Annotated in this window: 16 protein-coding genes; 14 read left to right on the plus strand and 2 right to left on the minus strand. The window is 74.7% G+C overall.

Translation table 11 applies throughout. The features are described 5' to 3' along the window. The first annotated feature begins 29 nt into the window (after positions 1 to 29). From GWJ10_RS00005 to htpX, 14 genes are all read left to right on the plus strand, one after another. Entirely contained in the window at positions 30 to 4,763 is a 4,734-nt protein-coding gene (locus tag GWJ10_RS00005) for an Ig-like domain-containing protein (RefSeq protein ID WP_241005602.1), read from the plus strand. Between the two features lie 47 nt (positions 4,764 to 4,810). After that, the gene (locus tag GWJ10_RS00010) at positions 4,811 to 5,785 is read left to right on the plus strand and encodes a MoxR family ATPase (protein WP_076405057.1); all 975 of its coding nucleotides are present in this window, start codon (positions 4,811 to 4,813) and stop codon (positions 5,783 to 5,785) included. Between the two features lie 82 nt (positions 5,786 to 5,867). After that, positions 5,868 to 7,211 (plus strand): DUF58 domain-containing protein, encoded by a 1,344-nt coding sequence (locus GWJ10_RS00015; RefSeq protein WP_083711821.1) that lies wholly within the window; start codon positions 5,868 to 5,870, stop codon positions 7,209 to 7,211. Further along, positions 7,211 to 9,712 (plus strand): transglutaminase-like domain-containing protein, encoded by a 2,502-nt coding sequence (locus GWJ10_RS00020; protein ID WP_163184444.1) that lies wholly within the window; start codon positions 7,211 to 7,213, stop codon positions 9,710 to 9,712. The genes GWJ10_RS00015 and GWJ10_RS00020 overlap by 1 nt, the downstream gene beginning before the upstream one ends. Next, the gene (locus tag GWJ10_RS00025) at positions 9,709 to 11,328 is read left to right on the plus strand and encodes an RDD family protein (protein ID WP_163184445.1); all 1,620 of its coding nucleotides are present in this window, start codon (positions 9,709 to 9,711) and stop codon (positions 11,326 to 11,328) included. The genes GWJ10_RS00020 and GWJ10_RS00025 overlap by 4 nt, the downstream gene beginning before the upstream one ends. Continuing rightward, entirely contained in the window at positions 11,325 to 12,182 is an 858-nt protein-coding gene (locus GWJ10_RS00030; RefSeq protein ID WP_241005603.1) for a protein phosphatase 2C domain-containing protein, read from the plus strand. Before GWJ10_RS00025 ends, GWJ10_RS00030 begins: the two co-directional genes overlap by 4 nt. Then, positions 12,179 to 13,870: an FHA domain-containing protein gene (locus GWJ10_RS00035; RefSeq protein ID WP_163184446.1), complete on the plus strand. Its 1,692-nt coding sequence runs from the start codon at positions 12,179 to 12,181 to the stop codon at positions 13,868 to 13,870. The genes GWJ10_RS00030 and GWJ10_RS00035 overlap by 4 nt, the downstream gene beginning before the upstream one ends. Then, positions 13,867 to 15,660: a serine/threonine-protein kinase gene (locus tag GWJ10_RS00040; protein WP_163184447.1), complete on the plus strand. Its 1,794-nt coding sequence runs from the start codon at positions 13,867 to 13,869 to the stop codon at positions 15,658 to 15,660. Before GWJ10_RS00035 ends, GWJ10_RS00040 begins: the two co-directional genes overlap by 4 nt. Next, the gene (locus tag GWJ10_RS00045; protein ID WP_043654136.1) at positions 15,657 to 16,358 is read left to right on the plus strand and encodes a hypothetical protein; all 702 of its coding nucleotides are present in this window, start codon (positions 15,657 to 15,659) and stop codon (positions 16,356 to 16,358) included. Before GWJ10_RS00040 ends, GWJ10_RS00045 begins: the two co-directional genes overlap by 4 nt. Positions 16,359 to 16,461: 103 nt before the next feature. Further along, a complete protein-coding gene (locus GWJ10_RS00050) occupies positions 16,462 to 20,940 on the plus strand; it encodes an FtsK/SpoIIIE domain-containing protein (protein WP_061268516.1) in 4,479 nt (1,492 codons plus the stop codon). Positions 20,941 to 21,075: 135 nt separating this feature from the next. After that, on the plus strand, positions 21,076 to 21,348 hold the full coding sequence (locus tag GWJ10_RS00055) for a hypothetical protein (protein WP_021482523.1): 273 nt from the start codon (positions 21,076 to 21,078) through the stop codon (positions 21,346 to 21,348). 131 nt (positions 21,349 to 21,479) lie between these two features. Beyond that, complete coding sequence (locus GWJ10_RS00060) at positions 21,480 to 21,953, plus strand: LpqN/LpqT family lipoprotein (protein WP_163184448.1); 474 nt, start codon at positions 21,480 to 21,482, stop codon at positions 21,951 to 21,953. A gap of 217 nt (positions 21,954 to 22,170) precedes the next feature. After that, the gene (locus GWJ10_RS00065) at positions 22,171 to 23,583 is read left to right on the plus strand and encodes an FAD-dependent oxidoreductase (RefSeq protein WP_034653179.1); all 1,413 of its coding nucleotides are present in this window, start codon (positions 22,171 to 22,173) and stop codon (positions 23,581 to 23,583) included. Positions 23,584 to 23,816: 233 nt separating this feature from the next. After that, positions 23,817 to 24,701, plus strand: coding sequence for a zinc metalloprotease HtpX (gene htpX / locus GWJ10_RS00070; protein ID WP_021483666.1), 885 nt, complete (start codon positions 23,817 to 23,819; stop codon positions 24,699 to 24,701). 44 nt (positions 24,702 to 24,745) lie between these two features. On the opposite strand, the gene GWJ10_RS00075 is transcribed toward htpX, so the two are convergent. Together GWJ10_RS00075 and GWJ10_RS00080 are read right to left on the minus strand one after the other, a co-directional pair. Beyond that, on the minus strand, positions 24,746 to 25,717 hold the full coding sequence (locus tag GWJ10_RS00075; RefSeq protein ID WP_346773802.1) for an HAD family hydrolase: 972 nt from the start codon (positions 25,715 to 25,717) through the stop codon (positions 24,746 to 24,748). 6 nt (positions 25,718 to 25,723) lie between these two features. Beyond that, a complete protein-coding gene (locus GWJ10_RS00080) occupies positions 25,724 to 26,218 on the minus strand; it encodes a YajQ family cyclic di-GMP-binding protein (RefSeq protein WP_043654125.1) in 495 nt (164 codons plus the stop codon). Positions 26,219 to 26,241: the final 23 nt, after the last annotated feature.

A 26,241-nucleotide genomic window follows, 5' to 3' on the forward strand; every position in this document is an offset into this window, starting at 1 on the left:
TCGTCGGGGACTCGCCGTCGAACGCGACCGTGCAGACCATCATGGGCGGCGCCGCGCTGCAGGCCGTGGTCCCCGAGGACGCCGAGGGCACCGGCTCCTTCCGGTACTCCGTGTCCGACGGCCGCGGGGGGACCGCGGAGGCCTCGGTGTCGCTGCGCGTCTCGCCGTGGGGGGAGAACGCCCCGCCGGAGCAGACGGGCGACCCCGTGGTCCGGGTGGAGCAGGGCGGGACGGCGTCGATCAAGGTGCTGCCGTACTTCAAGGACCCGGACGGCGACGACCTGTACCTCGCGTCGGCGGCCGCGACGGTCGCGGGCGACGACGTGCGCTCGCGCCCCGACGGCACGGTCGAGCTGCGCGACGGCGGCGGCTCGACGGGCCGCAAGATCGTCGGGGTCACCGTGGCGGACGGTCAGGGCGGCGTGTTCGAGGGCAAGCTGCTGGTCGACGTGGTGCCCGGTCCGCAGCCGCCGGTCGCGGTGAGCGACCACGTGGTGGTGCCGGCGGGGCAGCCGGTGACGGTGGAGCCGCTGCGCAACGACACCGACCCGAACGGGGACGAGCTGCGCCTGGCGTCGGTCTCGGAGTCGGCCCCGGCGCAGATCACGCCGAACTACGACGCGGGCACGTTCACGTTCCTCTCGATGGAGCCGCGCTCCTACGACCTGACGTACCAGGTGACCGACGGCCCGAACGCGACCACGGGCCTCGTCCGGGTCGACGTCCTGCCGCCCTCCGCGGCCGAGGGCGCCCCGATCGTCGTCACCGACACGGCCCTGCTGCCCACCGGCGGCTCGACCCTGGTCGACGTGCTCGCCAACGACACCGACCCGGCGGGCGGCGTCCTGGTGGTCCAGTCGGTCTCGGTCCCGGCGGACGCGGGCGTCTCCGTGGCCGTCCTGGGGCACCAGATGCTCCGCGTCACGGAGCTGCGGCGGCTCGACGGCCCCGTCAGCATCGCCTACACGGTGTCGAACGGCACGGAGTCGGCCGTGGGCGAGGTGCGGGTGGTGCCGGTGCCGGCGCCGACGCGGCTGCAGCCGCCGAACGCGGTCGCGGACGAGGTGACCGTGCATGCGGGGGACGTGGTGACGGTCCCGGTGCTGAAGAACGACACGCACCCGGACGGGTTGGAGCTGTTCCTGCAGCCCGAGCTGGAGCAGGACGTGGACCCGGCGCTGGGGGAGGCGTTCGTGTCGGAGGACACGCTGCGGTTCAAGGCGGGCTCGGAGGCGGGCACGGCGTACGCGATCTACCGGGTGCGGGACGTCAACGGGCAGGAGGACTCGGCCCAGGTCACGATCCGGATCCGTGACGGCGAGGACAACGCCCCGCCGCAGCCGCGCGAGATCGAGGCCCGGGTGCTGTCCGGTTCCAGCGTGCGCATCGCGGTGCCGCTGGACGGCATCGACCCCGACGGCGACTCCGTCCAGGTGACGGGGGTGGCGGCGCCGCCCGCGAAGGGCTCGGCGAGCGTCGTCGAGGGCTTCCTCGAGTACGCGGCCTCCAAGAACGCGACGGGCCTCGACACCTTCACGTACACGGTCCTGGACGCCCGCGGGGCGACGGCGACCGGGACCGTGCGGGTGGGGATCGCGCGGCCGGGCGAGAGCAACCAGTCGCCGGTCGCGGTGGACGACGAGGTGACGGTGCGCCCGGGGCGCACGGTCTCGGTCGCGGCGCTGGCCAACGACACCGACCCCGACGGGGACCAGGTCGGGCTGGTCCCGGGCGGGATCGAGGACACCCACGACCTGGACGCCGAGGTCGTGGCCGACCGCATCGTGCTGACCTCGCCCGACCAGGACGGCTCGTACACGTTCTACTACCAGATCCAGGACACCTACGGCGCCCGCGCGACCGGCGCGGTCACCGTGAACGTCTCGGCCAACGCGCCCCTGCTGCCCCCGGTCGCGCGCGACGACACCGTGCCCGTGGAGGACATCCTGGGCAAGACCGAGGTCACCGTCCCCGTCCTGGACAACGACGAGGACCCCGACGGCGCCGCGAGCGAGCTCACCGTCACCACCGACGCGAGCACCGCGAGCGTCACCCCCGACGGCGAGCTCACCGTCACCCTCACCGAGGGTCGCCAGGTCATCACCTACACGGCGACCGACATCGACGGCCTGACCGCCAAGGCCTTCGTCAAGGTCCCCGGCCTCACCGACCAGAAGCCCACGCTGCGGCCGGGCACGCAGCTCGAGGTGCTGGCGGGGGAGTCGCTCCCGATCGACCTCACCGAGCACGTGCTCGTCGTGGAGGGCCGCTCCCCGCGCCTGACCACCGAGGACAAGGTCAAGGTCACCGAGGGGGACCGGCAGGTCCCGTCCGTGACCGAGATCGTCTACACGCCCGACGCGGACTACACCGGCCCGGCGTCGGTGTCGTTCGAGGTGACGGACGGGTCGGGCCCGGACGACCCGGAGGGCCGGACGAACGTCCTGACGATCCCCGTCCAGGTGCTCCCGCCGGAGAATTTGCCGCCCGAGCTGTCGACCCCGACGCTCGACGTCGCGGCGGGCGAGGAGGCCTCGATCGACCTCGCGCGCTTCGCGACCGACCCCGACGGCGACCCCCTGACCTTCAAGGCCACCGGCCAGGCGCAGGGCGTGACCGTGTCCGTCGAGGGCACCACGCTGCGCGCCCAGGCGACCCCGGACGTGCCCAAGGGCTCGGTCGTGCAGGTCCCGATCACCGTCACCGACGGCGAGCACCCCCCGGTCGAGGGCACCGCGACCCTGACCGTCGTGGCCTCCACCCGGCCCTTGGCCCGCGCCAACCCCGACACCGTCGACGACGCCCACCAGGGCAAGGTCACCACCGTGCCCGTCCTCGCCAACGACTCCAACCCGTTCCCCGACCGGCCGCTGACCCTCGTCGACGCCGTGGTGGAGACGGGGCAGGGCACCGCCTCCGTCTCGGGCGACCAGGTCTCGGTCACCCCGCGCGACGACTTCGTCGGGGTCATGGTCGTCCGGTACCGGATCCAGGACGCGACGAAGGACCCCGACCGCGAGGTCGAGGGCCGCGTCCAGCTCAAGGTCCTGGGCAAGCCCGAGGCGCCCGCGACCCCGCAGGTCGTCGAGGTCCGCTCCAAGACGGTCGTGCTCACCTGGGACCCGCCGAACAACAACGGCGCCGACATCACCGGCTACACCGTGCGCTCCCAGAACGGCTACACCAAGGAGTGCGGCACCACCACCTGCACCCTCGACGGGCTGACCAACAACGTCGAGTACACCTTCACCGTCTACGCGACCAACGCCGTCGGCGACGGCCCCGCCTCCCCGGCCTCCGCCGTCGCCCGACCCGACGAGAAGCCCGACCCGCCCGCCGCACCCCGCCTCGAGTTCGGCGACAAGTCCCTCACCGTCACCTGGACCAACAAGACCTACACCGACCGCTCGCCGATCCAGGCCGTCAACCTCGAGATCTCGCCCGCGCCGCCGGGCGGCGCCGTGCAGAAGACGGCCCTGACCGGGACGTCGGTGACGTGGGACGGCCTGCAGAACGGCGTCGCGTACAAGGTGCGCGCCCAGGCCGTGAACCTCGCCCCTGACCCCTCGGACTGGGGCGACTACTCGGCCGCCGAGACGCCGGCGGGCAAGCCGGCGGCTCCCGCCAAGCCGGCGGTGCGGCGCACGTCGATCGGCGACACGTCGCAGATGCAGGTCTCCTGGGGCGCCCCGGACGGCAACGGCGCCCCGATCACGCGGTACACGATCGAGGCGCTGCGGGGCGGGAGCGTCGTGCAGACCTCGACCGCCGCCGGCGGCGCGACGTCCGCGACGGTCGGCGTCCCGGCGGACACGACGGGCTACGCGTTCCGGGTGCGCGCGCACAACAAGGCGACGGACAAGCTCGGCGACGCCGAGTTCTCGCCGGCGTCGGACCCGGTGCGCGCGTTCGCGAAGCCGGGCGCGGTGTCGAACCTCAGCGCCGACGCGAACGGCACGGACGGCCAGATCCAGCTGTCGTTCGGCGCCGCGTCGGGCAACGGCGTGCGGGCCGACGAGATCTCCTACCAGTACGACGCCGGCGGCGGCTGGCAGACGCTCGGCGCGAACAAGGTCGTCGACGGGCTGTCGAACGGCAAGCCGTACCGGATCGCGGTGCGCGCCGTCGCGGGGGTCGACGGCGCGCGCGAGCCTGGCGCTGCGGCGACGGCGAACGAGGAGTCGCCCTACGGGCCCATCCCGGCGCCGGTCGTCTCGATGAACGGCGGCGACCGCTCGATCACGTACAGCTGGTCGACCGCGGGCAACGGGCGCGGGTACTCCGTGCAGGTGCGCGGCGCGGTCCAGTCCACCCAGAAGGAAGGCTCCGGGAGCCTCTCGGTCGGCTACTCCGAGACGCGCGAGATCTGCGTCCGGGTCACCCCGACGGAGGGCGCCCCGAAGGAGACGTGCAGGTCGGCGACGTCCGACAAGAAGCCCGAGCCCGTCCTCACGGTGAGCAAGGGGAGCAACCACAAGCTCCCCGACGGGAAGTGGCCGGGCGAGTGCGGGCACTCGTCGTGCGCCGAGCTCTACCTCACCATCAAGGACGGCCCGGCCAACACCTCGTTCCGGGTGACGTGCTATGGCGGCGGTTCGCAGATCGGGTCCGGCAACTACAGCCGCGACGCCCAGGGCCGCGCCCTGCAGACGGACGGGAACGGGAACTACTCCGGCGGCCAGCAGTGCGTCTACGGCCAGCCGGGCGGCTCGGCGCGGATCGAGACGACCATCGGGAGCACGAACACCATGACGTGGTACTAGCGCGGCCCGCGCCCCACCTCGGACAGCACAGCGAACGGAAGCGACGAATGACCACCATGACCCCCGAGCAGGCCACCTGGTTCGCTCAGACCTTCGACCGCCTCGTCGGCAACGTGGGCCAGGCCGTCCTGGGCAAGGCGCACGTCGTGCGCCTGACCCTGACGTGCATGCTCTCCGAGGGGCACATCCTCCTCGAGGACGCGCCCGGCACCGGCAAGACCTCGCTCGCGCGCGCGCTCGCCGCGAGCGTCCAGGGCACGAACAACCGCATCCAGTTCACCCCGGACCTCCTGCCGTCCGACGTCACGGGCGTGACGATCTACGACCAGAAGACGGGGAAGTTCGAGTTCCACCCGGGTCCGATCTTCGCGTCCATCGTCCTCGCGGACGAGATCAACCGCGCCTCGCCCAAGACGCAGTCCGCGCTCCTCGAGGTCATGGAGGAGGGCCGGGTCACGGTCGACGGCGTCGGTCACGAGGTCGGCCGCCCGTTCATGGTCATCGCGACGCAGAACCCCATCGAGCAGGCCGGGACGTACCGCCTGCCCGAGGCGCAGCTCGACCGCTTCCTCATGAAGGCGTCGATCGGCTACCCGGACCACGCCTCGACGGTCGAGATCCTCTCGGGCGCGTCCGTCCGCGACCGGAGCAAGACGCTCCAGCCGCTCATCACGACGCAGGCCGTCACGGAGATGGCCGAGCTCGGCGCGCGCGTGCACGTCGACGGCGCGGTGCTCGAGTACGTCTCCCGGCTCGCCGAGGAGACGCGCAACGCGCCCGAGGTGCGCGTCGGCGTCTCCGTCCGTGGTGCGCTCGCCCTCGTGCGCTGCGCGAAGGTGTGGGCCGCCGCGCACGGGCGCAACTACGTCCTGCCGGACGACGTCAAGGAGCTGGCGCAGCCGGCGTGGGCGCACCGCCTCGTGCTCGACCCCGAGGCGGAGTTCGCGGGCGCGACGAACGAGGCCGTGCTCGGCCGCCTGCTCGCCGACGTCGCGGCGCCGCAGGAGCGCCGCAGCGCCTGACGCGACCGGCGTCCCGCACGCCGGCCGCACGCCGTCCCGCCGCCGGCAGACCGACGGCCCGCACCGACCGAGAGCTCATGCCATGAACGCCACCTCCGGCCCGACGAGCGGGCGCCCCAGCGCCCGCTCCGGCCGCACCGCCAGCGGCGGCCGCCCGGGCGCACCCCGCGCGGGGTCCGCCCTCGCCGGGCTGCTCCGCCCCCTGGCCGCACCCCTCGCGCGGGTCACCGCGCCGGTCGGGCGCGCGCTCGCGCCCGCCGCGCGGACGGTCCGGCCCGTGACGTCCGCCGTCAGCCCGTTCGGCTGGGCTGCGCTCGTCGTCACGGTCGCGGCCTGGTGGGCCGGGCTCGCGCTGTCGTGGCTCGAGCTGCTCGTCGTGGCGGTCCTGCTCACGGTCGCGCTGCTCGCGGCCGTCGCGTTCGTGCTCGGGCGCTTCCGGTACGCCGTCGTGCTCGACCTCGCGCAGCAGCGCGTGACGGTGGGGGACCGTGCGGTGGGCCGGCTCGACGTCCGCAACGACTCCGCCCGTCCGCTGCTCCCGTCGGTCATGGAGCTGCCCGTGGGGCAGGGCATGGCGACGTTCCCCGTGCCGCGCCTGCGCCCGCAGGGGAGCCACGAGGAGATCTTCACCGTGCCGACCCACCGGCGGTCGGTCATCTCCGTCGGCCCGGTGCGCTCCGTGCGGGCCGACCCGCTCGGGCTCCTGCGGCGCGAGGTCGTGTGGACCGAGCCCGAGGAGCTCTTCGTCCACCCGCGCGTCAAGAACCTGTCCGGCTCGTCGACCGGGTTCCTCAAGGACCTCGAGGGCCGCGTGACCACCGACATCTCGAACTCCGACGTGTCGTTCCACGCGCTGCGCGACTACGTGCCCGGCGACGACCGGCGCCACATCCACTGGAAGACGACGGCCCGCACGGGCCAGCTCATGGTGCGCCAGTTCGAGGAGACGCGGCGCTCGCACCTCGCGGTGCTGCTCTCGACGCGGGCCGAGGACTACGCGCACGACGACGAGTTCGAGCTCGCCGTGAGCGCGTGCGGGTCGCTCGGGCTCCAGGCGATCAAGGAGGACCGCGGCGTCACGGTCCTCGTCAACGACGGCAACCTGCGCGGCGACCACCGCACGCGCCTCCTCGACGACCTCGCGCGCGTGGAGACGCAGTCGCAGCGCACGTCGCTCGTCGACGTCGCGCGCGTCGCGGGCCTGACGATCACCGACGCGTCGGTGGTGGCGTTCATCGTCGGGAGCCGGGTCACCCCGACGGAGCTCCGTGCGGCGTCGGCGCGCCTGCCGCAGGACGTGCGCGTCATGGCGATCCAGTGCGTGCCCGGCGCGTCCCTCAGCCGGCACGCGATCGCGGAGCTCGTCGTCCTCACCATCGGCGAGCTCGGCGAGCTCCCCCTCGCCCTGCGGAGGCTGAACGACTGATGAGCGCTCCCAGCACCACGACGCGCGGCTCGCGCCGCGCCACGCCGGTCGGCACGCCGGCGCCCTCGTCCGGCACGTCGCAGCGGAACACGACCCGGCTGCGGGGCGCCGACACCCCGCGGGCCCTCACGGCGCTCGGCGCCGTCGACGCGCTCGCGCTCGTCCTCGTCCTCGGCGCCACGGTCGTCGGGTTCGGCCCCGTCTGGGGCTCCTCGGGCTACCTGCTCCCCGCCGCGGGGGGCGCCGTCGTCGGCCTCGCGGTCGCGTGGCTCGGGGCCTGGCGGCGCTGGGCGGCCTACACCGTGCTCCCGGTCGCGGTCCTCGCCTACCTCCTCCTGGGCGGTCTGCTCGCCCTGCCCGCCGACGCGATCGGCGGCGCGCTCCCGTCGCTCGCGACGATCGCCGACCTCGCGCGCGGGGCGGTGACGGGCTGGAAGGAGTTCGTCACGACCGTCCCGCCGCTGCACTCGTTCCCGCACCTCGCCGTCGTCCCGTACCTCCTCATGCTCGTCACGGGGCTCCTCGCGGGCACGATCGCGTGGCGCGCGCGCCGTGCCGCGTGGGCGCTCGTGCCGGTGGCCGTCGCGTTCGTGGCGGTCATCCTGCTCGGGACGGTCATCGCGGCGTACCCGGTGGCGCAAGGCCTCGTGCTCGGCGGCGTCGGCCTGCTCTGGGCGGGGTGGCGCGTCACCGCCGCGCGGCTCGGCGCGCACCAGATCACGACGGAGGCGAGCCGCGCCGCGACGCGGCGCCTGTGGTGGCACCGCGTGCGCACGGGCGCGGCGATGCTCGTCGTCGGGGGCGTCGCGGCGGCGTTCGCGGCCCCCGCGCTCCTGCCCGACGACCCGCGCACCGTCCTGCGCGAGACGGTCGTCCCGCCGCTCGACCTGCACCAGTACGTCAGCCCGCTCACGGCGTTCCGCAAGTACGCGAAGGACATGCGCGAGGACGAGCTGTTCACCGTGCGGGGCCTGCCCCCGGGCGCGAAGGTCCGCCTCGCCGCGCTCGACACCTACAACGGCGTCGTCTACGACGTCTCGAGCGGGCTGCCCGGCTCGGGCGTCTACACGCGCGCGGGCCAGGAGATCGCGACGGTCGCGCCCGGCACGCCGACGCGCCTCGACGTCCAGGTCGGCGACTACACCGGGGTGTGGGTGCCCGACGTCGGCCGGCTCGCGGGCATCACCTACACCGGCGAGCGGGCGCGCGAGCTCGCCGACACGACGTACTACAACGGCACGACCGGCACGGCGCTGTCGACCGCCGGGCTGCGCCCGGGCGACACCTACACGCTCGACGCGCTCGTCACGGCCGAGCCCACCGAGGACGACCTCCGCGCGGGGGCGATCGACCAGTCGGTGCAGGTCCCCACACCGCCGAAGGGCGTGCTGCCCGCGTCGCTCGCGGGCAAGGCCGCGCAGTTCATGGGCGAGGAGACCGAGCCCGTCGACCAGCTCTACGCGCTGCGTGACGGCCTCGTCGCGAGCGGCATCTTCTCGAGCGGGCTGGACACGCAGCCGCCGTCGCGGCCGGGCCACTCGGCGGAGCGCATCGACACGCTGCTCGCCGACGAGGAGATGGTGGGCGACGACGAGCAGTTCGCCGTCGCGCTCGCGCTCATGGCCAACCAGGCCGGCATCCCGGCTCGCGTCGTGATGGGCTTCTACCCCGACCTGGACAAGAACCCGCTCGAGCCGGGCGAGCCGTACACGGCGACCGGGACCGACGTGCACGCGTGGGCCGAGGTGCCGTTCGTCGGCCACGGCTGGGTGCCGATCACGGCGATCCCGGACGAGGACAACAAGATCCAGCCGGAGCCGAAGAGCCTCCAGGTGCCCAAGCCCCCGATCCTCGAGGACCCGGAGCCGCCGGAGGAGCCCGCCGAGGCCGAGGCCGGGAAGATCGACGACGAGGAGAAGGAGAAGGCCGACAGCGACGGGTTCGACTGGGGGCAGGCCGTCCTCATCGGCGTCGCCGTGGTCGTGCCGCTCGCGCTGCTCGCGCTCCCGGTCGTGCTCGTGCTCGCCTACAAGGCGCGACGCCGGGCCCGGCGCCGCACCGCGGAACGGCCCGTCGACCGCGTGAGCGGCGGCTGGCGCGAGGTGCTCGACACCGCGACCGACCTCGGGACGCCTGTCCCCGCCGGCTCGACCCGCCGCGAGGGCGCGGGGGTGCTCGCGCAGGCGTACGGCGCGACGGCGACGATCCCGCTCGCGCACCGCGCGGACGCGACCGTCTTCGGCACCGGGGAGCCGACGGAGCAGGAGATCGAGGCGTTCTGGGCGGACGTCGACTCCGTCGTCGGAGGGCTACGCTCCTCCGTGAACCGTCGCGCCCGGGTGCGTGCCGCGCTCTCGCTGCGGTCCGTGCGCGCGGGCGGCGGTTCCGCGGGCCTGCGCCGGTGGCTGCCCGGCCGCCGCGCCGGCGCGCGGGGTGGCGCGGTGCCCCCGGCGGCAGGGTCGTCGTCGGGGCCGTCGAGACGACAGGGAGACGAGTCATGAGCGACGTGACGTGCCCCGCCTGCGGGTCCGCGCAGTCCCCGGGGGCCGCGTTCTGCGCGGTGTGCGGTCAGCCGTTCCCGCGGACGGGCCGGCCCGTCGCCGCGCCGTCGGCGGGGCCGGTCGGCGGCGTCCAGGCCGTCGCGGGCCGCGGTGGGCCGGACCTGCCGTACGCCGCCGTGGCGCACTCGGCGCCGGACACGACGACCGAGCCCGAGGTCTACGCGGCGACGCAGAAGGCCTTCGTCCCGGTCTCGGCCGGGGCGTCGCCGTCGTCCCTCGCCGCCGCGCCCTTCGCCGGGACCGGCCGCCGCTTCCTCGCGTACCTCGTGGACGCGGCGGTGCCGGCCGTCGTCGCTCTCGTCGTCCTCGTGGCGGGTCTCGCGGTCGTGGGCGCGCCGCTCGGCAGCGTGCAGACGGTGACCCAGGAGGAGGCCGCCGCGCTGCTCGGCAAGATCCTCGTGGTCTACGTCGTGGCCGCGGTGCTCGCGCTCGCGTGGTGGGTCGGCGTCTGGTTCTGGGAGGGGTCGACGGGCAAGACGCTCGGCAACCTCGCGACCGGCATCCGCACGGTGGACGCGGGCACGCGCGGGCCGGTCGGGTTCGGGCGCGCGGCGCTGCGCTGGATCATCGTGGGCGTCGTGCCGCTGGGCGGGATCCTCGTCGTGCTGCTCAGCCCGCGCTTCGACTCCACCGGCCGGTCGCAGGGCTGGCACGACAAGGCGGGCCGGTCGCTCGTGCTCGACGTGCGCGGCGTCGCCCCCACGTCCTCGGGGTACGACGGCGTCGCCTCGCTCGTGGCGGGCGGCCCCGCCGGGGCGTACGGCGCCCCGGCCGCCCCCGGCGCGTACTCCGCCGCCCCGGGCGGCCACCCGGCGTCGTACCCGGCGCCCGACGTCGGGCGCCCGCCCGCGCCGTCGGCCGCGACCCCCGCCGCGTCGTTCGCGCCGCCGCCGTCTCCCGCCTCGTCGGCCCGCCCGGGCGAGGCGTCCGGGGCGGTGCCGGCCGCGCCCGTGCCGGACCCCTGGGCCTTCCCGTCCACGCCCGCGCCCACCGAGGGCGGTCTCATCACGGGCGTCCCCGGCGTCGGGAGCGGAGCGTCCGCCCCGCCGCCCGCCGCGCCCCCGCCGGCCGCGGTGCCCGCGCCCGCGCCCGTGCCGACACCCGCCCCTGCGGCTGCTGCGCGGTCCGCCGCCCCGCCGGCAGGCCCCGAGGCCGCCGAGCCCGAGTGGGACAGCACCCGGATGTCCGCGCGCGACGTGCGCGCGATGGAGCCCGCGCCCGACGTGGCCGTCGTCATCGAGCTCGAGTCGGGGGAGCGGCGCACCGTCGACCGCCCGACCCTCGTGGGCCGCAACCCCCAGGCGCCCGACGACGGACCCTGGACCCTCGTCGCCCTCGACGACCCGACGCGCTCCGTCTCCAAGACGCACGCCGAGCTGCGCGTCGACCCGAGCGGCCTGTGGCTCACCGACCGCGGCTCGACGAACGGCACCGTCGTGTCGGTGCCCGGAGCCCCGCCCCGCGTCGCCGAGCCGGGGACGCGCGTGCGCGTCCCCGTCGGCGCGACCATCCACGTGGGCGACCGTCGCCTCGTCGTCCACCCGGGAGTCTCGTGACCACCGACCAGCCCGCCGAGGTGCACCTGGCCTGGGGCGCGGCGTCGCACCGCGGCGCCCGCCGCCTCCTCAACGAGGACCGCTTCCTCGCCGCGCGCTCCGTCTTCTTCGTCGCCGACGGCATGGGCGGGCACGAGGCGGGCGAGGTCGCGAGCGCGACGGCCGTCGAGGCCCTGCGCCCGCTCTCCGACCTCGAGGTGGTCACGCCCGAGGAGGTGCGGACCCGGATCGCGGTCGCGCAGGAGAACGTGCAGGCGATCGTCACCGAGCCGGGCCGCGGCGCCGGCACGACCGTCACGGGCGTCGTCGTCTCCGAGCAGGACGGCAACCCGTACTGGCTCGTCGTGAACGTCGGCGACTCGCGCACCTACCACCTGGCGGGGGGCCGCCTGGAGCAGGTGAGCGTCGACCACTCCGAGGTGCAGGAGATGGTCGACGCCGGTCTCCTCACCCCGACCGAGGCGCTCACGCACCCGCGGCGCCACGTCGTCACGCGTGCGCTCGGCTCGCGCAACGCTCCGCAGGCCGACTTCTGGTACCTGCCCATCGAGCGGCACGACCGCGTGCTCGTCTGCTCCGACGGCCTCACCGGCGAGCTGTCCGACGAGCGGATCGCGGAGGTCCTGCTCGCCACGCCGGACCCGCAGGCCGCGGCCGAGCGGCTGGTCCACGAGGCCATCGCCGCCGGTGGCCGGGATAACATCACAGTCGTCGTCGTCGACGCGACGGGCGTGTCCGACGACACGAGCGGCGGGAGCACGACGCCGCGGGACCAGGTGGCGGCGCCGGGTCCGGTCGTCGACGAGGACACGCTGCCCAGGGATGTTCGTCTGCAGATCGGGGGTCTGACGTGACGCTGCGCTACGTCACCGGAACGGCACGCACCGTGGTGCGCGGCGGCGCGGTCGTCGTGCTGCCCGCACCGGTGGAGCCCTCGCTCGTCGAGCAGGTGTGGGACCAGCTCGGCACGGACGCGGGCGTCGTCGAGGTCCTCCAGGTCCTCACGGGTGCGTTCGGCTCGAGCCTGCGCACCGTGCCGCCGTTCGTCGTCGCGGTCGTCACCGGCCGCCGCGTCCACGTGGCCGCGCGCGGCCGCCTCTCCGTCACGCTCGAGCTCGACGGCGGCGAGCGCGTCCAGGTCGAGGGCGAGGGCGTCACCACCTGGTCGGAGCGGGTGCTGGACGACGTCGTCGAGCTGCTCGTCCAGGCGGACGCGGGCGCGGTGCCCGTCGAGCCCGCACCGCCCGGCGGACCGCTCCTCGGGGACGCGCTCTCCGTGCCGCTGGAGTCGGGCGTGGTGCTCGCCTCCGCGGTCGCGTGGCCGCTCGTCGAGCGCCCCGAGCAGCCCGTCGCGTCGGGCGGCGAGGACCTCGGCTCCGACCCCGGGCCGGACGACGACCGGCTCGCCGCCTCGGAGGCGAGCGTCCCCGAGGACGGAGCGTCGCAGCCCGGTCCGGGTGCGCGCCACGCCGCCGCGGAGACCGCGACGCTCGCCGAGGCGCCCGCGGTGCCGTCGGCGACGACGGTCCTCGGCGGTCTCGGGGCGACGCTCCGGCTCCCGGAGGAGACGATCGCGCCGCAGCCCGACGCCGTCGAGCCGTCGCCCGTCGTGGAGCCGGTCGCGCCGGTCTCCGAGGCGCCCCCGGAGGAGGACGACGACTACGCCCACCTGTGGGGCTCCACCATCCTGCGGACGGTCGAGGACGCCGCGGTCCGGTCCGCGGAGGACGAGGAGACGGACGAGGCCGACGAGCCCGCGCCGTCGGCCACGGTGCCGCCCGTCCCGGCCGTCCCCGCCCCGCCGGCGGACGAGGCGCCCGTGCCCGCCCCGCCGCCCGCGCCGGACGGCCTCATCGCGGGCGTCCCGCGCGAGTGGACGGGCGCCACGCCCGCCGCCGCGCACCGGGCGGCGACCGTCACGCCCGACGACGAGCCCGCGCCCGTCGCCGGGCTCGACCACGACGGCCACACCGTGCTCTCGTCGGCGATCGCCGACCTGCGCGCGGCGGCCCAGGAGCCCGCGGTCGAGGATGCGCCCGTGCCGCCCCCGGTCCCGTCCTTCAGCCCGCCGCCCGCACCGGGGCAGCAGCAGATCCTCGCGCGCACGTGCCCCGAGGGGCACGCGAACCCGCCGTCGCGCGACACGTGCGCCGTGTGCGACGCGCCGCTCGACGGCGACGCCGAGCTCGCCGTGCGCCCGCCGCTGGGCCGGGTCGTGGTCTCCACGGGTCAGACGCTCGAGCTCGACCGGCCCGTCGTCGTGGGCCGTCGCCCGCGCTCGCCGCGCACGCAGGCCGCGGAGCTCCCGCGCCTCGTCACGGTGCCGAGCCCGCAGCAGGACATCTCGCGCTCGCACCTGGAGATCACGCTCGAGGGCTGGCACGTGCTCGTCAGCGACATGGCGACGACGAACGGGACCACGCTCCTGCGGGGCGGCCAGCCGCCGCGGCGCCTGCACCCCTCCGAGCCGGTCCTCGTCGTCGACGGCGACGTCGCCGACCTGGGCGACGGCGTGACCCTGCGGTTCGAGGGGATCCGGTGAGCAGCAAGCGCGCACCGTCCCCACCGCCGGAGATCCGCGGTTTCGAGTACGTCTCGCTCATCGGCTCGGGCGGGTTCTCGGACGTCTTCCTGTACCAGCAGCAGCGCCCGCGCCGCCGCGTCGCGGTGAAGGTGCTGCTGCACGAGTGGTCGAGCCACTCGCAGCGCGCGGCGTTCGACGCCGAGGCCGACCTCATGGCGACGCTCTCGACGCACCCGTCGATCGTCACGATGTACGAGGCGGACATCGCGGACGACGGCCGCCCGTACCTCGCGATGGAGTACTGCTCGCGGCCCAACCTCGGCGCGCGCTACCGCACCGAGCGGCTCCCCGTCGCGGAGGCGCTGCGCACGGCCGTCCAGATCGCCGGTGCCGTCGAGACGGCGCACCGCGCCGGGATCCTGCACCGCGACATCAAGCCCGCGAACATCCTCGTCACCGAGTACGGGCACCCCGCGCTCACGGACTTCGGCATCTCGTCCACGGTCGACGACGCGGCACGCGCCGAGGGCATGTCGATCCCGTGGTCCCCGCCGGAGTCGTTCGCGGAGCCCCCGCGCAGCGGCATCGCGACGGACGTCTGGGCGCTCGCCGCGACGACGTACACGCTGCTCGCCGGGCGCACGCCGTTCGAGGTGCCCGGCGGGTCGAACTCGAGCGCGAACCTCATCTCGCGCATCGAGGGCTCGCCCCTGCCGCCCACGGGCCGCACCGACGTCCCGGCCTCGCTCGAGCGCGTGCTCGCGACGGCGATGGCGAAGAACCCGGCGTCGCGCTACCCGACGGTCCTCGCGTTCGCGCGCGCCCTCCAGCAGGTCCAGAACGAGCTGTCGTACGCGGTGACGCCGATCGACCTGCTCGACGACTCGGGCCACGTCCAGGAGGAGGAGCCGGACGACGACGCCGGGACGCGCCTGCGCCAGGTCGTCTCGATCGACCCGTCCGGGACCGGGACGTCCGCGGGGCCCGTGGCGCCCGGCCGCCCGACGCAGCCGACGACCCCGCTGCACACCGCCCCGCCCGGTGCGTGGCCGGGACAGACCGTCGCCCCGGGCACCGCGCCCGGGCAGGCGGCGCCGTACCGCCCCCAGGTGCCGTACGCGCCCGCCGCGTGGGACCAGGGGCCGGCCGCGGGCACGTCCGGCACGGTGCCGACGACCGCCGTCGGGCAGGGCGGCGCGCCCGTCGCGGAGCTCACGGACCCCTCGCGGCTGTACCCCGGCCCGCGGCGTCCCGGTGGCTGGGGGACCCCGCCCGTCGAGGACACCGTGCACCGGACCGCCGGGCCGGACCAGGCGCCCGACGACGCGTCCCCGCAGGAGCAGCGCTCCGGCCGCGGCGCGCTCTGGGCGACGGTCGCGGGCGTCGTCGGCGTCGCGGTCGCCGTCGGGGGCTTCTTCCTCCTGCGGCCCGACGCGACGCCGGACGACACGGAGACCACCGCGGGCGGCGAGAGCTCGGCCGCGCCCGACGACGACTTCGTCCCGTCCGACAACCTCGGCGACCTCGTGCCCCCGGTGAACGACCTCGTCGGCACCTACGACCCGGCGCGCGAGGTCGCGACGTTCACGTGGGCCTACGACTCGGACAAGGCGCTCGAGGACGACTCCTTCTGGTGGCGCAAGATCGACCCGATCGAGGAGACGCCGTTCAAGGAGAACTTCGACAAGACGTCGGTCGAGCTCCGGGCCAAGCCCGGCGAGCAGGTCTGCGTCGAGGTCATCGTCGACCGGGACGGCAAGGTCTCGGCCTCGCCGCAGAAGGCGTGCGTCACGGGGGAGGCGGCATGAGCGAGCTGGCGGTCGAGTTCTGCGGCGAGTGGTTCCGCCCGTCCACCGACGGCGACCCGTTCGACATCGGGCGCGACGGGGACCTCGCGATCGAGGACAACCCGTACCTGCACCGGCGCTTCCTGCGCATCGCGCACGAGGGCGGCATCTGGTGGCTCGCCAACGTGGGGTCGCTCATCTCCGCGACGGTGTGCGACTCCGGCGGCGGCGTCCAGTCGTGGCTCTCCCCGGGCAACCGCCTGCCGATCGTCTTCCCGACGACGTCGATCGTGTTCACCGCGGGGCCGACGACGTACGAGATCACCGCGCAGCTGCGCGGCGCGCCCTACCAGGAGATCCGCTCGGAGGACCCGGAGGCGGGCGGCGCGACGACGATCGGCATGATCACGTTCACGACGAGCCAGAAGCAGCTCATCGTGGCGCTCGCCGAGCCGATGCTGCGGCGCGACGGCACGGGCCTGTCGGAGATCCCGTCGTCCGCCGCGGCGGCGGCCCGGCTCGGCTGGGCGACGACGCGCTTCAACCGCAAGCTCGACAACGTGTGCGACAAGCTCGACCGGATCGGCGTCAAGGGCCTGCGCGGCGGGCCCGGCGCGCTCGCGACGAACCGTCGGGCGCGCCTCGTCGAGTACGCCGTGGCGTCGCGCCTCGTGACGGCGGCCGACCTGCCCCTGCTCGACCTGACCGACGACGGCTGAGCCGACCCGCTCCTGCGAGCGCGCGCCGCGCGTTCCGGTCGGTCGCGCCCGTCGACCGCTCGCCGTCCGCCGCTGACCACCCGGACCCGAACGAGGAACTCCCGTGCGAATCAAGCTCACGCTGCACCGCCCCGACGCCAGCACGACGAACGTCGCCGTCACGGCCGACGCGACGGCGTCGGTGCGCGACGTCGCCGAGGCGCTGTTCGCGGGCGACCCGACGCGCGCGGGCACCGCCGTGCCGGACCGGCTCACGCTGCAGGTCGGTACGTCGCCGTCGGGCAGCGGCCAGGGCCGCGTGCTGTCGCCGACGAGCGACCTCGTCGAGGCGGGCCTGCGGTCCGGCTCGACCGTCTCGATCGTGCGGGTGTCCGAGCAGTTCGACTCGCCGGGCCAGGACCGCGGGGCCGCCGTCGCCGTGCTGCGCGTGCTCGAGGGCCCGGACGCGGGGCGCGAGTTCTCGCTGCCCGTCGGCACGAGCTACCTCGGGCGCGACCGCAACATGGACATCCGCCTGAGCGACCCGCAGGTGTCGAAGCGGCACGCGCGCATCACGGTCGGCGAGACGATCGAGATCACGGACACGAACTCCGCGAACGGCCTGGTCATGGGCGGCCAGCGGATGCTGCGCTCGACGCTCACGTCCGCGGACACCGTGACGATCGGCTCGACCGTGGTCTCGGTCGTCGCGCTGCACCGCACGACGAGCCTCGCGCCGACGAGCCCGGTCGTGGAGTTCAACCGGTCCCCGCGCGTCGTGGCCCGCTTCGGCGAGCGCAAGCTGCGCGCGCCCAAGCCGCCGCAGCCGCCCGAGCCGCAGCGGTTCCCCTACCTCGCGATGGTCGCGCCGCTCCTCATGGGCGTGATCCTCTACTCCGTCACGCGCAACGTCCTGTCGATCGTCTTCATCGGGCTCAGCCCGATCCTCATGCTCGGCAACTACCTCGACCAGAAGGTGCAGGCGCGGCGCAAGCTCAAGGCGCAGCGCGAGCAGTTCGAGGCCGCCGTCGTCGCGATGCGCGACACGATCGACCGCACGCACGCGGTCGAGCGCGCGGTGCGGCTCTCCGAGGCGCCCTCGGTGGCCGACACGGTCGACGCGGTGCGGCGCCTCGGCGGCCTGCTGTGGACGCACCGCCCGGAGCACGACGCGTTCCTCTCCGTCCGGATCGGTCTGGGCTCCGCGCCCGCGCGCACGCAGCTCGAGCAGCCGAACGAGAACAACACGCTGCCGGAGTACTGGAACGAGCTCGAGAAGCTGCACGCGCAGTGCGCCACGATCTCCGGCGTCCCGGTCGTCGCGCGGCTGCGGACCGACGGCGCGCTCGGGGTCGCGGGGGCGGGCGCCGCGGTCGACGCCGTCGCGCGCGGCGTGCTGGTCCAGCTCGCGGGCCTGCACTCGCCGTCGGAGCTCGTGCTCGCGGCCGTGACGTCGCAGCGCTCGCGCGCGGACTGGGAGTGGCTCGAGTGGCTCCCGCACACCGGGTCGGCCCACAGCCCGCTGGGCGGCGAGCACCTCGCCGACAACCCGGGGGCCGCGCAGTCGCTCCTGTCCCGGCTCGAGGACCTCGTCGAGCTGCGCGGCGCCGACCTCGGCACGCACGCCGAGCTGCGCGGGCCGATCGACCCCGAGGAGGGGGAGGACACCCCCAAGCCGGTCCTGCCGACCGTCGTGGTGCTCGTCGAGGACGACGCCCCGGTCGACCGCTCGCGTCTCACGCGCCTCGTCGAGCGCGGCGCGGACGCGGGCGTGCACGTCGTGTGGGTCGCGCCGTCCGTCGAGCAGCTCCCGGCCGCGTGCCGCACGTTCGTGCTCGTGGACACCGTCGACACCGCCGACACCCCGGGCGGCTCCGCCGGCGCGACGAGCGGCGAGGTCCGCGTCGGGCGCCTGACCTTCCCCGTCGCGTGCGAGACGGTGGACCTCGCGACGGCGCACGAGGTCGCGCGCATCCTGGCCCCGGTGGTCGACGTCGGCGCGCCCGTCGACGACGACTCGGACCTCCCGCGCTCGGTCTCCTACCTCGCGCTCGCGGGCACGGCGCTCGCGGAGGACCCGAGCCGGCTCATCGACGCGTGGCGCGAGAACGGGTCGCTCACGCCGCGCGACGGCTCCCCGCCGGTACGGCGCTCGGCGCCGACCAACCTGCGCGGGCTCGTCGGCCACTCCGGCACGGAGCCCCTGTACCTCGACCTGCGCACGCAGGGCCCGCACGCGCTCGTGGGCGGGACGACGGGTGCGGGCAAGTCCGAGTTCCTCCAGTCCTGGGTGCTCGGCATGGCCGCCGCGCACAGCCCGGACCGCGTGACGTTCCTGTTCGTCGACTACAAGGGCGGCGCCGCGTTCGCGGACTGCGTGAACCTGCCGCACACCGTCGGGCTCGTCACGGACCTCTCGCCCCACCTCGTGCGCCGCGCGCTCACGTCGCTGCGGGCCGAGCTGCGCTACCGCGAGCACCTGCTCAACCGGAAGAAGGCCAAGGACCTCGCGTCCCTCGAGCGCACGGGCGACCCGGACGCGCCGCCGAGCCTGCTCATCGTCGTCGACGAGTTCGCGGCCCTGGTCAACGAGGTCCCCGAGTTCGTGGACGGCGTCGTGGACGTCGCCCAGCGCGGCCGGTCCCTCGGGCTGCACCTCATCCTCGCCACGCAGCGTCCCGCGGGCGTCATCAAGGACAACCTGCGCGCCAACACGAACCTGCGCGTCGCGCTGCGCATGGCCGACGAGGACGACTCGACGGACATCCTCGGCATCCCCATGGCCGCGCACTTCGACCCGTCGATCCCGGGCCGCGGCGCCGTGAAGACCGGCCCCGGCCGGATCACGCCGTTCCAGACCGGCTACGCCGGCGGATGGACGACGTCGCGCCCCGAGCGTCCCCGGATCGACGTGCAGGAGATGTCGTTCGGCACCGGGGTGCGCTGGGAGCTCCCGGAGCCCGAGGTCGAGGAGGTCACGGACCCAGGCCCCAACGACATCGCGCGCGTCGTCGCGACGATCTCGCGGGCCGCGACCGAGGCCGCCGTCCCGATGCCGCGCAAGCCGTGGCTCGCCGAGCTCGCGCCGACGTACGACCTCGCGCGCCTGCCCAACCCGCGCACGGACACGATGCTGCTGCTCGGCGTGGAGGACGACCCGAAGTCGCAGGCCCAGCCGACGGTGTTCTACGAGCCCGACCGCGACGGCAACATGGCGATCTACGGCACGGGAGGCTCGGGCAAGAGCGCGACGCTGCGGACGATCGCGGTCTCGGCCGCCATCACCGCGCGCGGCGGCCCCGTCCAGGTGTACGCGATCGACGCGGGCGCGAGCGGCCTGCGGATGCTCGAGGACCTGCCGCACGTCGGCGCCGTCATCTCGGGCGACGACGAGGAGCGCGTCCAGCGCCTGCTGCGCACCCTGCGCGACCTCGTGGACGAGCGGTCCGCCCGCTACGCCGCCGTCCGCGCGGGCAGCCTCGACGAGTACCGCCGGCTCGCCGGCGCGCCCGACGAGCCGCGCATCCTGCTCCTGGTCGACGGCATCGGCGCGTTCCGCGAGTCGTACGAGTTCCGGCCCGCGCACGCGTTCCCCGTGTGGGGCGCGTTCACGGCCGTCGCGACCGACGGGCGCCAGGTCGGCGTCCACGTCGTCGTCGCGGGCGACCGCGCGGCGTCGGTCCCGACGTCGCTCGGCTCGACGATCCAGAAGCGGCTCGTGCTGCGCCTCGCGAGCGAGGACGACTACCTGACGCTCGGCGTCCCGAAGGACGTGCTGTCGCTGACGTCCCCGCCCGGGCGCGGCGTCCTCGACGAGAACGAGGTCCAGGTCGCGGTGCTCGGTGGCGACCCGAACGTCGCGCTCCAGGCGCGCGAGCTCGGCAAGCTCCGCGACGCGATGACGCGGCTCGGCATCCCGCAGGCGCCGGGCGTCGAGCGGCTGCCGGACGGCTTCGCGCTCGAGTCGCTGCCCGAGGTCACGGGCGGGCGCCCCACGATCGGCCTCGACGACCTCGACATCGCGCCCGTGGGGCTCCCCGCGCGCGGCACGTTCATGCTCTCCGGCCCTCCCGGGGGCGGCCGCACGACGGCGCTCGTCACCATCGCGCAGGCCGTGCGCCGGGCGCGCGCGGGCCGGGTCGTGTACCTCTCGCCGCGCCGCACGAGCATCTCGGCGCTCGACGCGTGGGACACCGTCGCGACGTCGCCCGAGGAGGTCGTGACGCTCCTCGAGACGCTCACCCAGGCGATCGAGGGCGGGTCGCTGCGCCCGGGCACGCTCACGGTGCTGGTCGAGTCGGTGACCGAGTTCACCGGCACCCCGGCCGAGCAGCCGCTCGTCGCGTTCGTGCGGGCCGCCACGCGGGCCGAGCAGCTCGTCGTGGGCGAGGCGGAGTCCTCGACGTGGGGCCAGGCGTGGGCGATCGCGCAGCCGTTCAAGGCGGGCCGCACCGGCCTGCTCCTGACGCCCGGCGACCTCGACGGCGACACGCTGCTCGGGACGGGGCTGGGCCGCATCCGCCGCGCGGACTTCCCGCCGGGACGCGGCTTCCTCGTGGTCTCGGGCAGGGCGCGCAAGCTGCACGTCGCGCTCCCGCGGTAGCGACGTGACGACCACGGGCACCTCATGGGGACACCTCCCCATCGACGGCGCTCGTGGGCCGATGGTTGAGTACTGCCATCGACAACGGGACGACGTCCACGCAGGGTGGGGGTCGAGACACAGAAGGAGAACACCATGGCTGGTGGCATGTGGGGCGCGAACGTCGAGGAGCTCCGTGGGCTCGGTCAGACGCTGCAGCAGAAGGCGGACGAGATCCGGACGACGATGCAGAACCTGAACTCCCAGATCCAGAGCGTGCCGTGGGAGGGCCCCGACGCCCAGCAGTTCAAGGGCAGCGACTGGCCGGCCGCGCAGACGCAGCTGAACAACGTCGCGCAGACGCTGACGGACGCGGGCCAGAAGGCCACGCAGAACGCGCAGCAGCAGGAGCAGGCTTCGAACAGCTGATCCGGCTGAGCTCCGCCGAGGGCGCGGGACCCCGAGAGGGTCCCGCGCCCTCGGCGTACGCACGCCCGGCGTCGGGTGCGAGACTGCTGACGCGCCCCGTGGCGCCCACCCCCGACGAGAGGACCTGACGCATGACCGAGCTGCGCTACCCGAGCGACGACTTCCCCGCGCCCGTGGGGGTGCGCGTGGTCGCGCCGGAGAGGTGGGTCCCGCTCCCGCACGTGGGCCTGCCGCTCGCGCTCGGCCGCGAGGTCGAGCCGGGGGAGTTCAACCCGAACGTCATCGTCACGGTGTCGCGGATCCGGGCGGAGCAGACGCTCGAGGACGCGCACGCCGAGGTGCTCCGCAAGCTCCGGCCGATGCCGCGCCTGCGCGAGCTCGACGGCGGCGAGGTGGACGTCGACGGCCTGCCGGGGCGCTGGCTGGAGGCGTCGTTCAAGGGGGGCGGGGGCACGGTCCTCGTGCAGGCGGTGCGCACCGTCGTGGTCCCGCGCGGCCCCGTGGCCGACCTCGTGCAGACGACGGGGACGTGCACGCTGACGCAGCACCCGTGGGCCGCGGCGGAGATCCGCGCGGTCCAGGAGAGCCTCTGCGTCGACCGCTGACCCCCGGCGTTACATTCGCCCGGACCGCAAGACGGGGTATCCAGCAGGCGAGACCGGTGTCAGGCTGGTCACGGAGGAGAGGGTCCGAGTGAGGCAACCCTCACCCCAGTCGTACAATCGAGAGGTCTCCTGCGGCCGGTACCCACCGGTCGACGCGGAACGGCCCGTCGGCCGCGCGGGAGAGACCCCCGTCCTCGACCGGAAGGCGCCCTGTCCTGTGAGCAGCATCCGTCCACTGCGCGTCGCGATCGTCGGCGCTGGTCCCGCCGGGATCTACGCCGCGGACATCCTGTCCAAGACCGACCTCGACGTGAGCATCGACCTGTTCGAGCGCCTGCCCGCGCCGTTCGGGCTCGTGCGCTACGGCGTCGCGCCGGACCACCCGCGCATCAAGCAGATCATCGTCGCGCTCCACAAGGTGCTGAGCCGCGGCGACATCCGCCTGCTCGCGAACGTGGACTACGGCGTCGACCTCAAGCTGGACGACCTGCGCCAGTACTACGACGCGGTGATCTTCTCGACCGGCTCGATCCGTGACGCGGCGCTCCCGATCGAGGGCATCGACCTCCCGGGCTCCTACGGCGCGGCGGACTTCGTGTCCTGGTACGACGGCCACCCCGACGTCCCGCGCACGTGGCCGCTCGAGGCCCAGCAGGTCGCGGTCCTCGGTGCCGGCAACGTCGCGCTCGACGTCGCGCGCGTGCTCGCCAAGCACGCGGACGACCTGCTGCCGACCGAGGTCCCGCAGAACGTCTACGAGGCGCTCAAGGCGTCGCCGGTCACCGACGTGCACGTCTTCGCGCGCCGCGGCCCGGCGCAGGCCAAGTTCTCGCCGCTCGAGCTGCGCGAGCTGGGCCACGTCCCGGACGTCGACGTCATCGTCTACCCGGAGGACTTCGAGTTCGACGAGGGCTCGATGGCCGCCATCAGCTCCTCGAACCAGACGAAGCAGGTCGTCAAGACCCTCACCGACTGGACGCTCAAGGACCCGAGCGAGAACACGGCGTCGCGCCGCCTGCACCTGCACTTCCTCCACGCGCCGTCGGCCGTCCTCGGCGACGGCAAGGTCGAGGCGCTGCGGACCGAGCGCACGCGTCTCAACGGCGACGGCACGGTGTCCGGGACGGGCGAGTTCCACGAGTGGCCCGTCCAGGCCGTGTACCGCGCGGTCGGCTACTTCGGCTCGCCGCTCCCGGAGATCCCCTTCGACGAGCTCAAGGGCGTCATCCCCAACCGCGAGGGCCGCGTCGTCGACATCGACGGCGAGCACCTCCCCGGCGTCTACGCGACGGGCTGGATCAAGCGCGGTCCCGTGGGCCTCATCGGGCACACGAAGTCCGACGCGTCCGAGACCGTCCGGCACCTCGTCGAGGACGTCACGGGCGCGGGCGACGGCGGCGACGTCGCGGCGGCCGACCTCACGGCGGGCCGCGTCGCGCCGCTCGGCGAGCCCGAGGCCGTCCTGGACTTCCTGCGCGAGCGCGGCGTCGACCCGATCGAGTGGTCGGGCTGGGAGCTCCTGGACGCGTACGAGCGCTCGCTCGGCGAGCCGCACGGGCGCGAGCGCATCAAGGTCGTGCCGCGCGAGGACATGATCCGCGTCGCGCGCGGCCAGTCGCAGGCCGGCTGACCCGGCCCCGGCCGCACGCCCGACGGCGCCCCACCCGCACCCGGGTGGGGCGCCGTCGTCGTCCCGGGCGTGGTCCGGGACCTCCCTCGTCGCGGGTGCCCGACGCCGTCGCCCCGCCCGGGAACGGGACGGTCGCCTCGGGCGTTCATCCAGGTGGGCGTCGGCAGGGTCGGCGCCCGTCGGGCGCCCGGCACACCGCGCGGGCGGGCCCGGGGCGCGGAAGGGAGCACAGCGTGGGGCGTCAGCACTTCAACGGTCTCAAGACGGCGGGCCTGTTCGGCGTCATGTGGGCCATCGTCCTGGGCCTGTGGGCCCTGTTCGGCGCGCGCGCGAACCTGCTGTGGGTGTTCGTCGGCATCGGCCTCGTCACGACGTTCTACGGCTACTGGAACTCCGACAAGATCGCGATCCGCGCGATGCACGCGCGCCCGGTGAGCGAGCTCGAGCAGCCCGCCATGTACCGGATCGTGCGCGAGCTCTCGACCGAGGCGCGCCAGCCGATGCCGCGCCTGTACGTCTCGCCCACCCAGGCGCCCAACGCGTTCGCGACGGGTCGCAACCCGAAGAACGCCGCCGTGTGCTGCACCGAGGGCATCCTGCGCCTGCTCGACGAGCGCGAGCTGCGCGGCGTCCTCGGGCACGAGCTCATGCACGTGTACAACCGCGACATCCTCACGTCGTCGGTCGCCGGCGCGCTCGCCGGGGTCATCACGTCGCTCGCGCAGTTCCTGCTGATCTTCGGCGGCGACCGCGACCGCGGCGGCAACCCGCTCGCGGCGATCGCCATGGTGGTCCTCGCGCCGATCGCGGCGATGCTCGTGCAGCTCGCGATCTCGCGCACGCGCGAGTACGACGCGGACGAGGACGGCGCGAAGCTCACCGGGGACCCCCTCGCGCTCGCGTCCGCGCTGCGCAAGCTCGACGCCGGGACGCAGCGCGCCCCGCTGCCGCAGAACCGCGACCTCGTCGACGTCTCGCACCTCATGATCGCCAACCCGTTCCGCGGCGCGGGCGTCGGCAAGATGTTCGCGACCCACCCGCCGATGGCGGAGCGCATCAAGCGCCTCGAGGCGATGGCCGGCCACGGCCCGGGCTACGGCGGCATCACGTACCACTGACCGGCCCGCACCGGAGTGCAGGGCCTGGAGCGCGGTGGCCGCGCTCAGCGGGCCGTCGTCCTCCTCGGCGCGCCGCGCAGGGCCTCGACGGCGTCGAGCAGGACGCGCGCGACGCCGTCGTCGTCGTTCGAGACCGTGCGGTCGGTCGCCGCCGCGAGCACGTCGGGGTGCGCGTTCGCGACCGCGAACGAGCGCCCTGCCCAGCGCAGCATGGGCAGGTCGTTGGGCATGTCGCCGAACGCCCAGACGTCGCGTGGCTCGACACCGAGGCGCGCGCACCAGCGCGCGAGCGCGGCGTCCTTGGTGACCGTCGGGGCGAGCAGCTCGGCGAGCCCTGCCGCGCCGGAGTAGGCGAGGTGGGCGCGGTCCCCGACGGCGTCGCGCACGCGCGCGAAGAACGTCTCCTGCGCCGTCGTCTGCCCGTCCGCGACGACGACCGGCTGCGTCGCGGGGGCGTCCTCGACGGGCACGGCGGGGTCGCGCGCGAGGATCTTGCCGACGGGCTGCCGTCCCGCGTCGCCCGGCGCGTCGTCGTGGCCGAGCGTCGTCTCGACCACGGCGACGACGTCGGCGTCGTCGTCCGGCGTGGAGCGGAAGCCCGGGTCGAACGTCGGGCCGTCGACGCGCTCGAACGCGAGGGCGACGCCCGGGACGGCGGCCCGCAGGTCTTCGACGAGCGTCGAGGCCTCGCTGTCCGTGAAGCCGCACACGTCGAGCGGGCTCGCGGTCGCGAGGTCCCAGACGGCGGCCCCGCCGAGGCAGATGACGTGCCCGTGCCCGCCCACGACGTCGGCCAGCGCGCCGAGCCAGCGCGGCGGCCGGGCGGTGACGAACACCACCTCGACGCCCGCGTGCTCGGCCGCGCGCAGGGCGGAGCGGGTGCGCTCCGAGACGGTGCCGTCGGAGCGCAGGAGCGTGCCGTCGAGGTCGGTCGCGACGACGCGCGGGAGCCCGCTCGACGACGCGGCGGGACGGCCCGGCGCGACCGGGCGCGGGCCGCCGTCGGGCAGGGTCACGGTGGGCTACCGGTAGTTCGTGAACTGCAGCGCGACGTCGAGGTCGGCGCCCTTGAGCAGCGCGATGACGGTCTGGAGGTCGTCGCGCGACTTGCTCGTCACGCGCACCTCGTCGCCCGTGATCTGGGTCTTCACGGCCTTGGGGCCCTCGTCGCGGATGATCTTGGTGATCTTCTTCGCGTTCTCGCTCGACAGGCCCTCCTTGAGGGTCGCGACGAGGCGGTACTCCTTGCCCGACGCCTTGGGCTCCTTGTCGCCCGTGTCGAGGGACTTGAGCGAGATGCCGCGCTTGATGAGCTTGGTCTCGAACACGTCGAGGATCGCGAGCACGCGCTCGGCCGAGTTGGCGACCATGACGATCGTCTCGCCGCTCCAGGCGATCGACGCGCCGACGTTGCGGAAGTCGTAGCGCTGCGAGACCTCCTTGGCGGCCTGGTTCAGCGCGTTGTCGACCTCCTGGCGGTCGACCTTGCTGACGATGTCGAACGACGAGTCGGCCATGGGTGGTCCTCTCTCGGGCCGGG

Source organism: Cellulosimicrobium sp. SL-1 (genome assembly GCF_011033075.1).
In the GTDB taxonomy this organism is placed as follows: domain Bacteria; phylum Actinomycetota; class Actinomycetes; order Actinomycetales; family Cellulomonadaceae; genus Cellulosimicrobium; species Cellulosimicrobium funkei.

Bases quoted from the DNA above. Each gene is read 5' to 3' on its own strand.
- GWJ10_RS00010 (WP_076405057.1), top strand. From the start codon at position 4,811: ATGACCACCATGACCCCCGAGCAGGCCACCTGGTTCGCTCAGACCTTC.
- GWJ10_RS00015 (WP_083711821.1), top strand. From the start codon at position 5,868: ATGAACGCCACCTCCGGCCCGACGAGCGGGCGCCCCAGCGCCCGCTCC.
- GWJ10_RS00020 (WP_163184444.1), top strand. From the start codon at position 7,211: ATGAGCGCTCCCAGCACCACGACGCGCGGCTCGCGCCGCGCCACGCCG.
- GWJ10_RS00025 (WP_163184445.1), top strand. From the start codon at position 9,709: ATGAGCGACGTGACGTGCCCCGCCTGCGGGTCCGCGCAGTCCCCGGGG.
- GWJ10_RS00045 (WP_043654136.1), top strand. From the start codon at position 15,657: ATGAGCGAGCTGGCGGTCGAGTTCTGCGGCGAGTGGTTCCGCCCGTCC.
- GWJ10_RS00055 (WP_021482523.1), top strand. From the start codon at position 21,076: ATGGCTGGTGGCATGTGGGGCGCGAACGTCGAGGAGCTCCGTGGGCTC.
- GWJ10_RS00060 (WP_163184448.1), top strand. From the start codon at position 21,480: ATGACCGAGCTGCGCTACCCGAGCGACGACTTCCCCGCGCCCGTGGGG.
- GWJ10_RS00080 (WP_043654125.1), bottom strand. From the start codon at position 26,218: ATGGCCGACTCGTCGTTCGACATCGTCAGCAAGGTCGACCGCCAGGAG.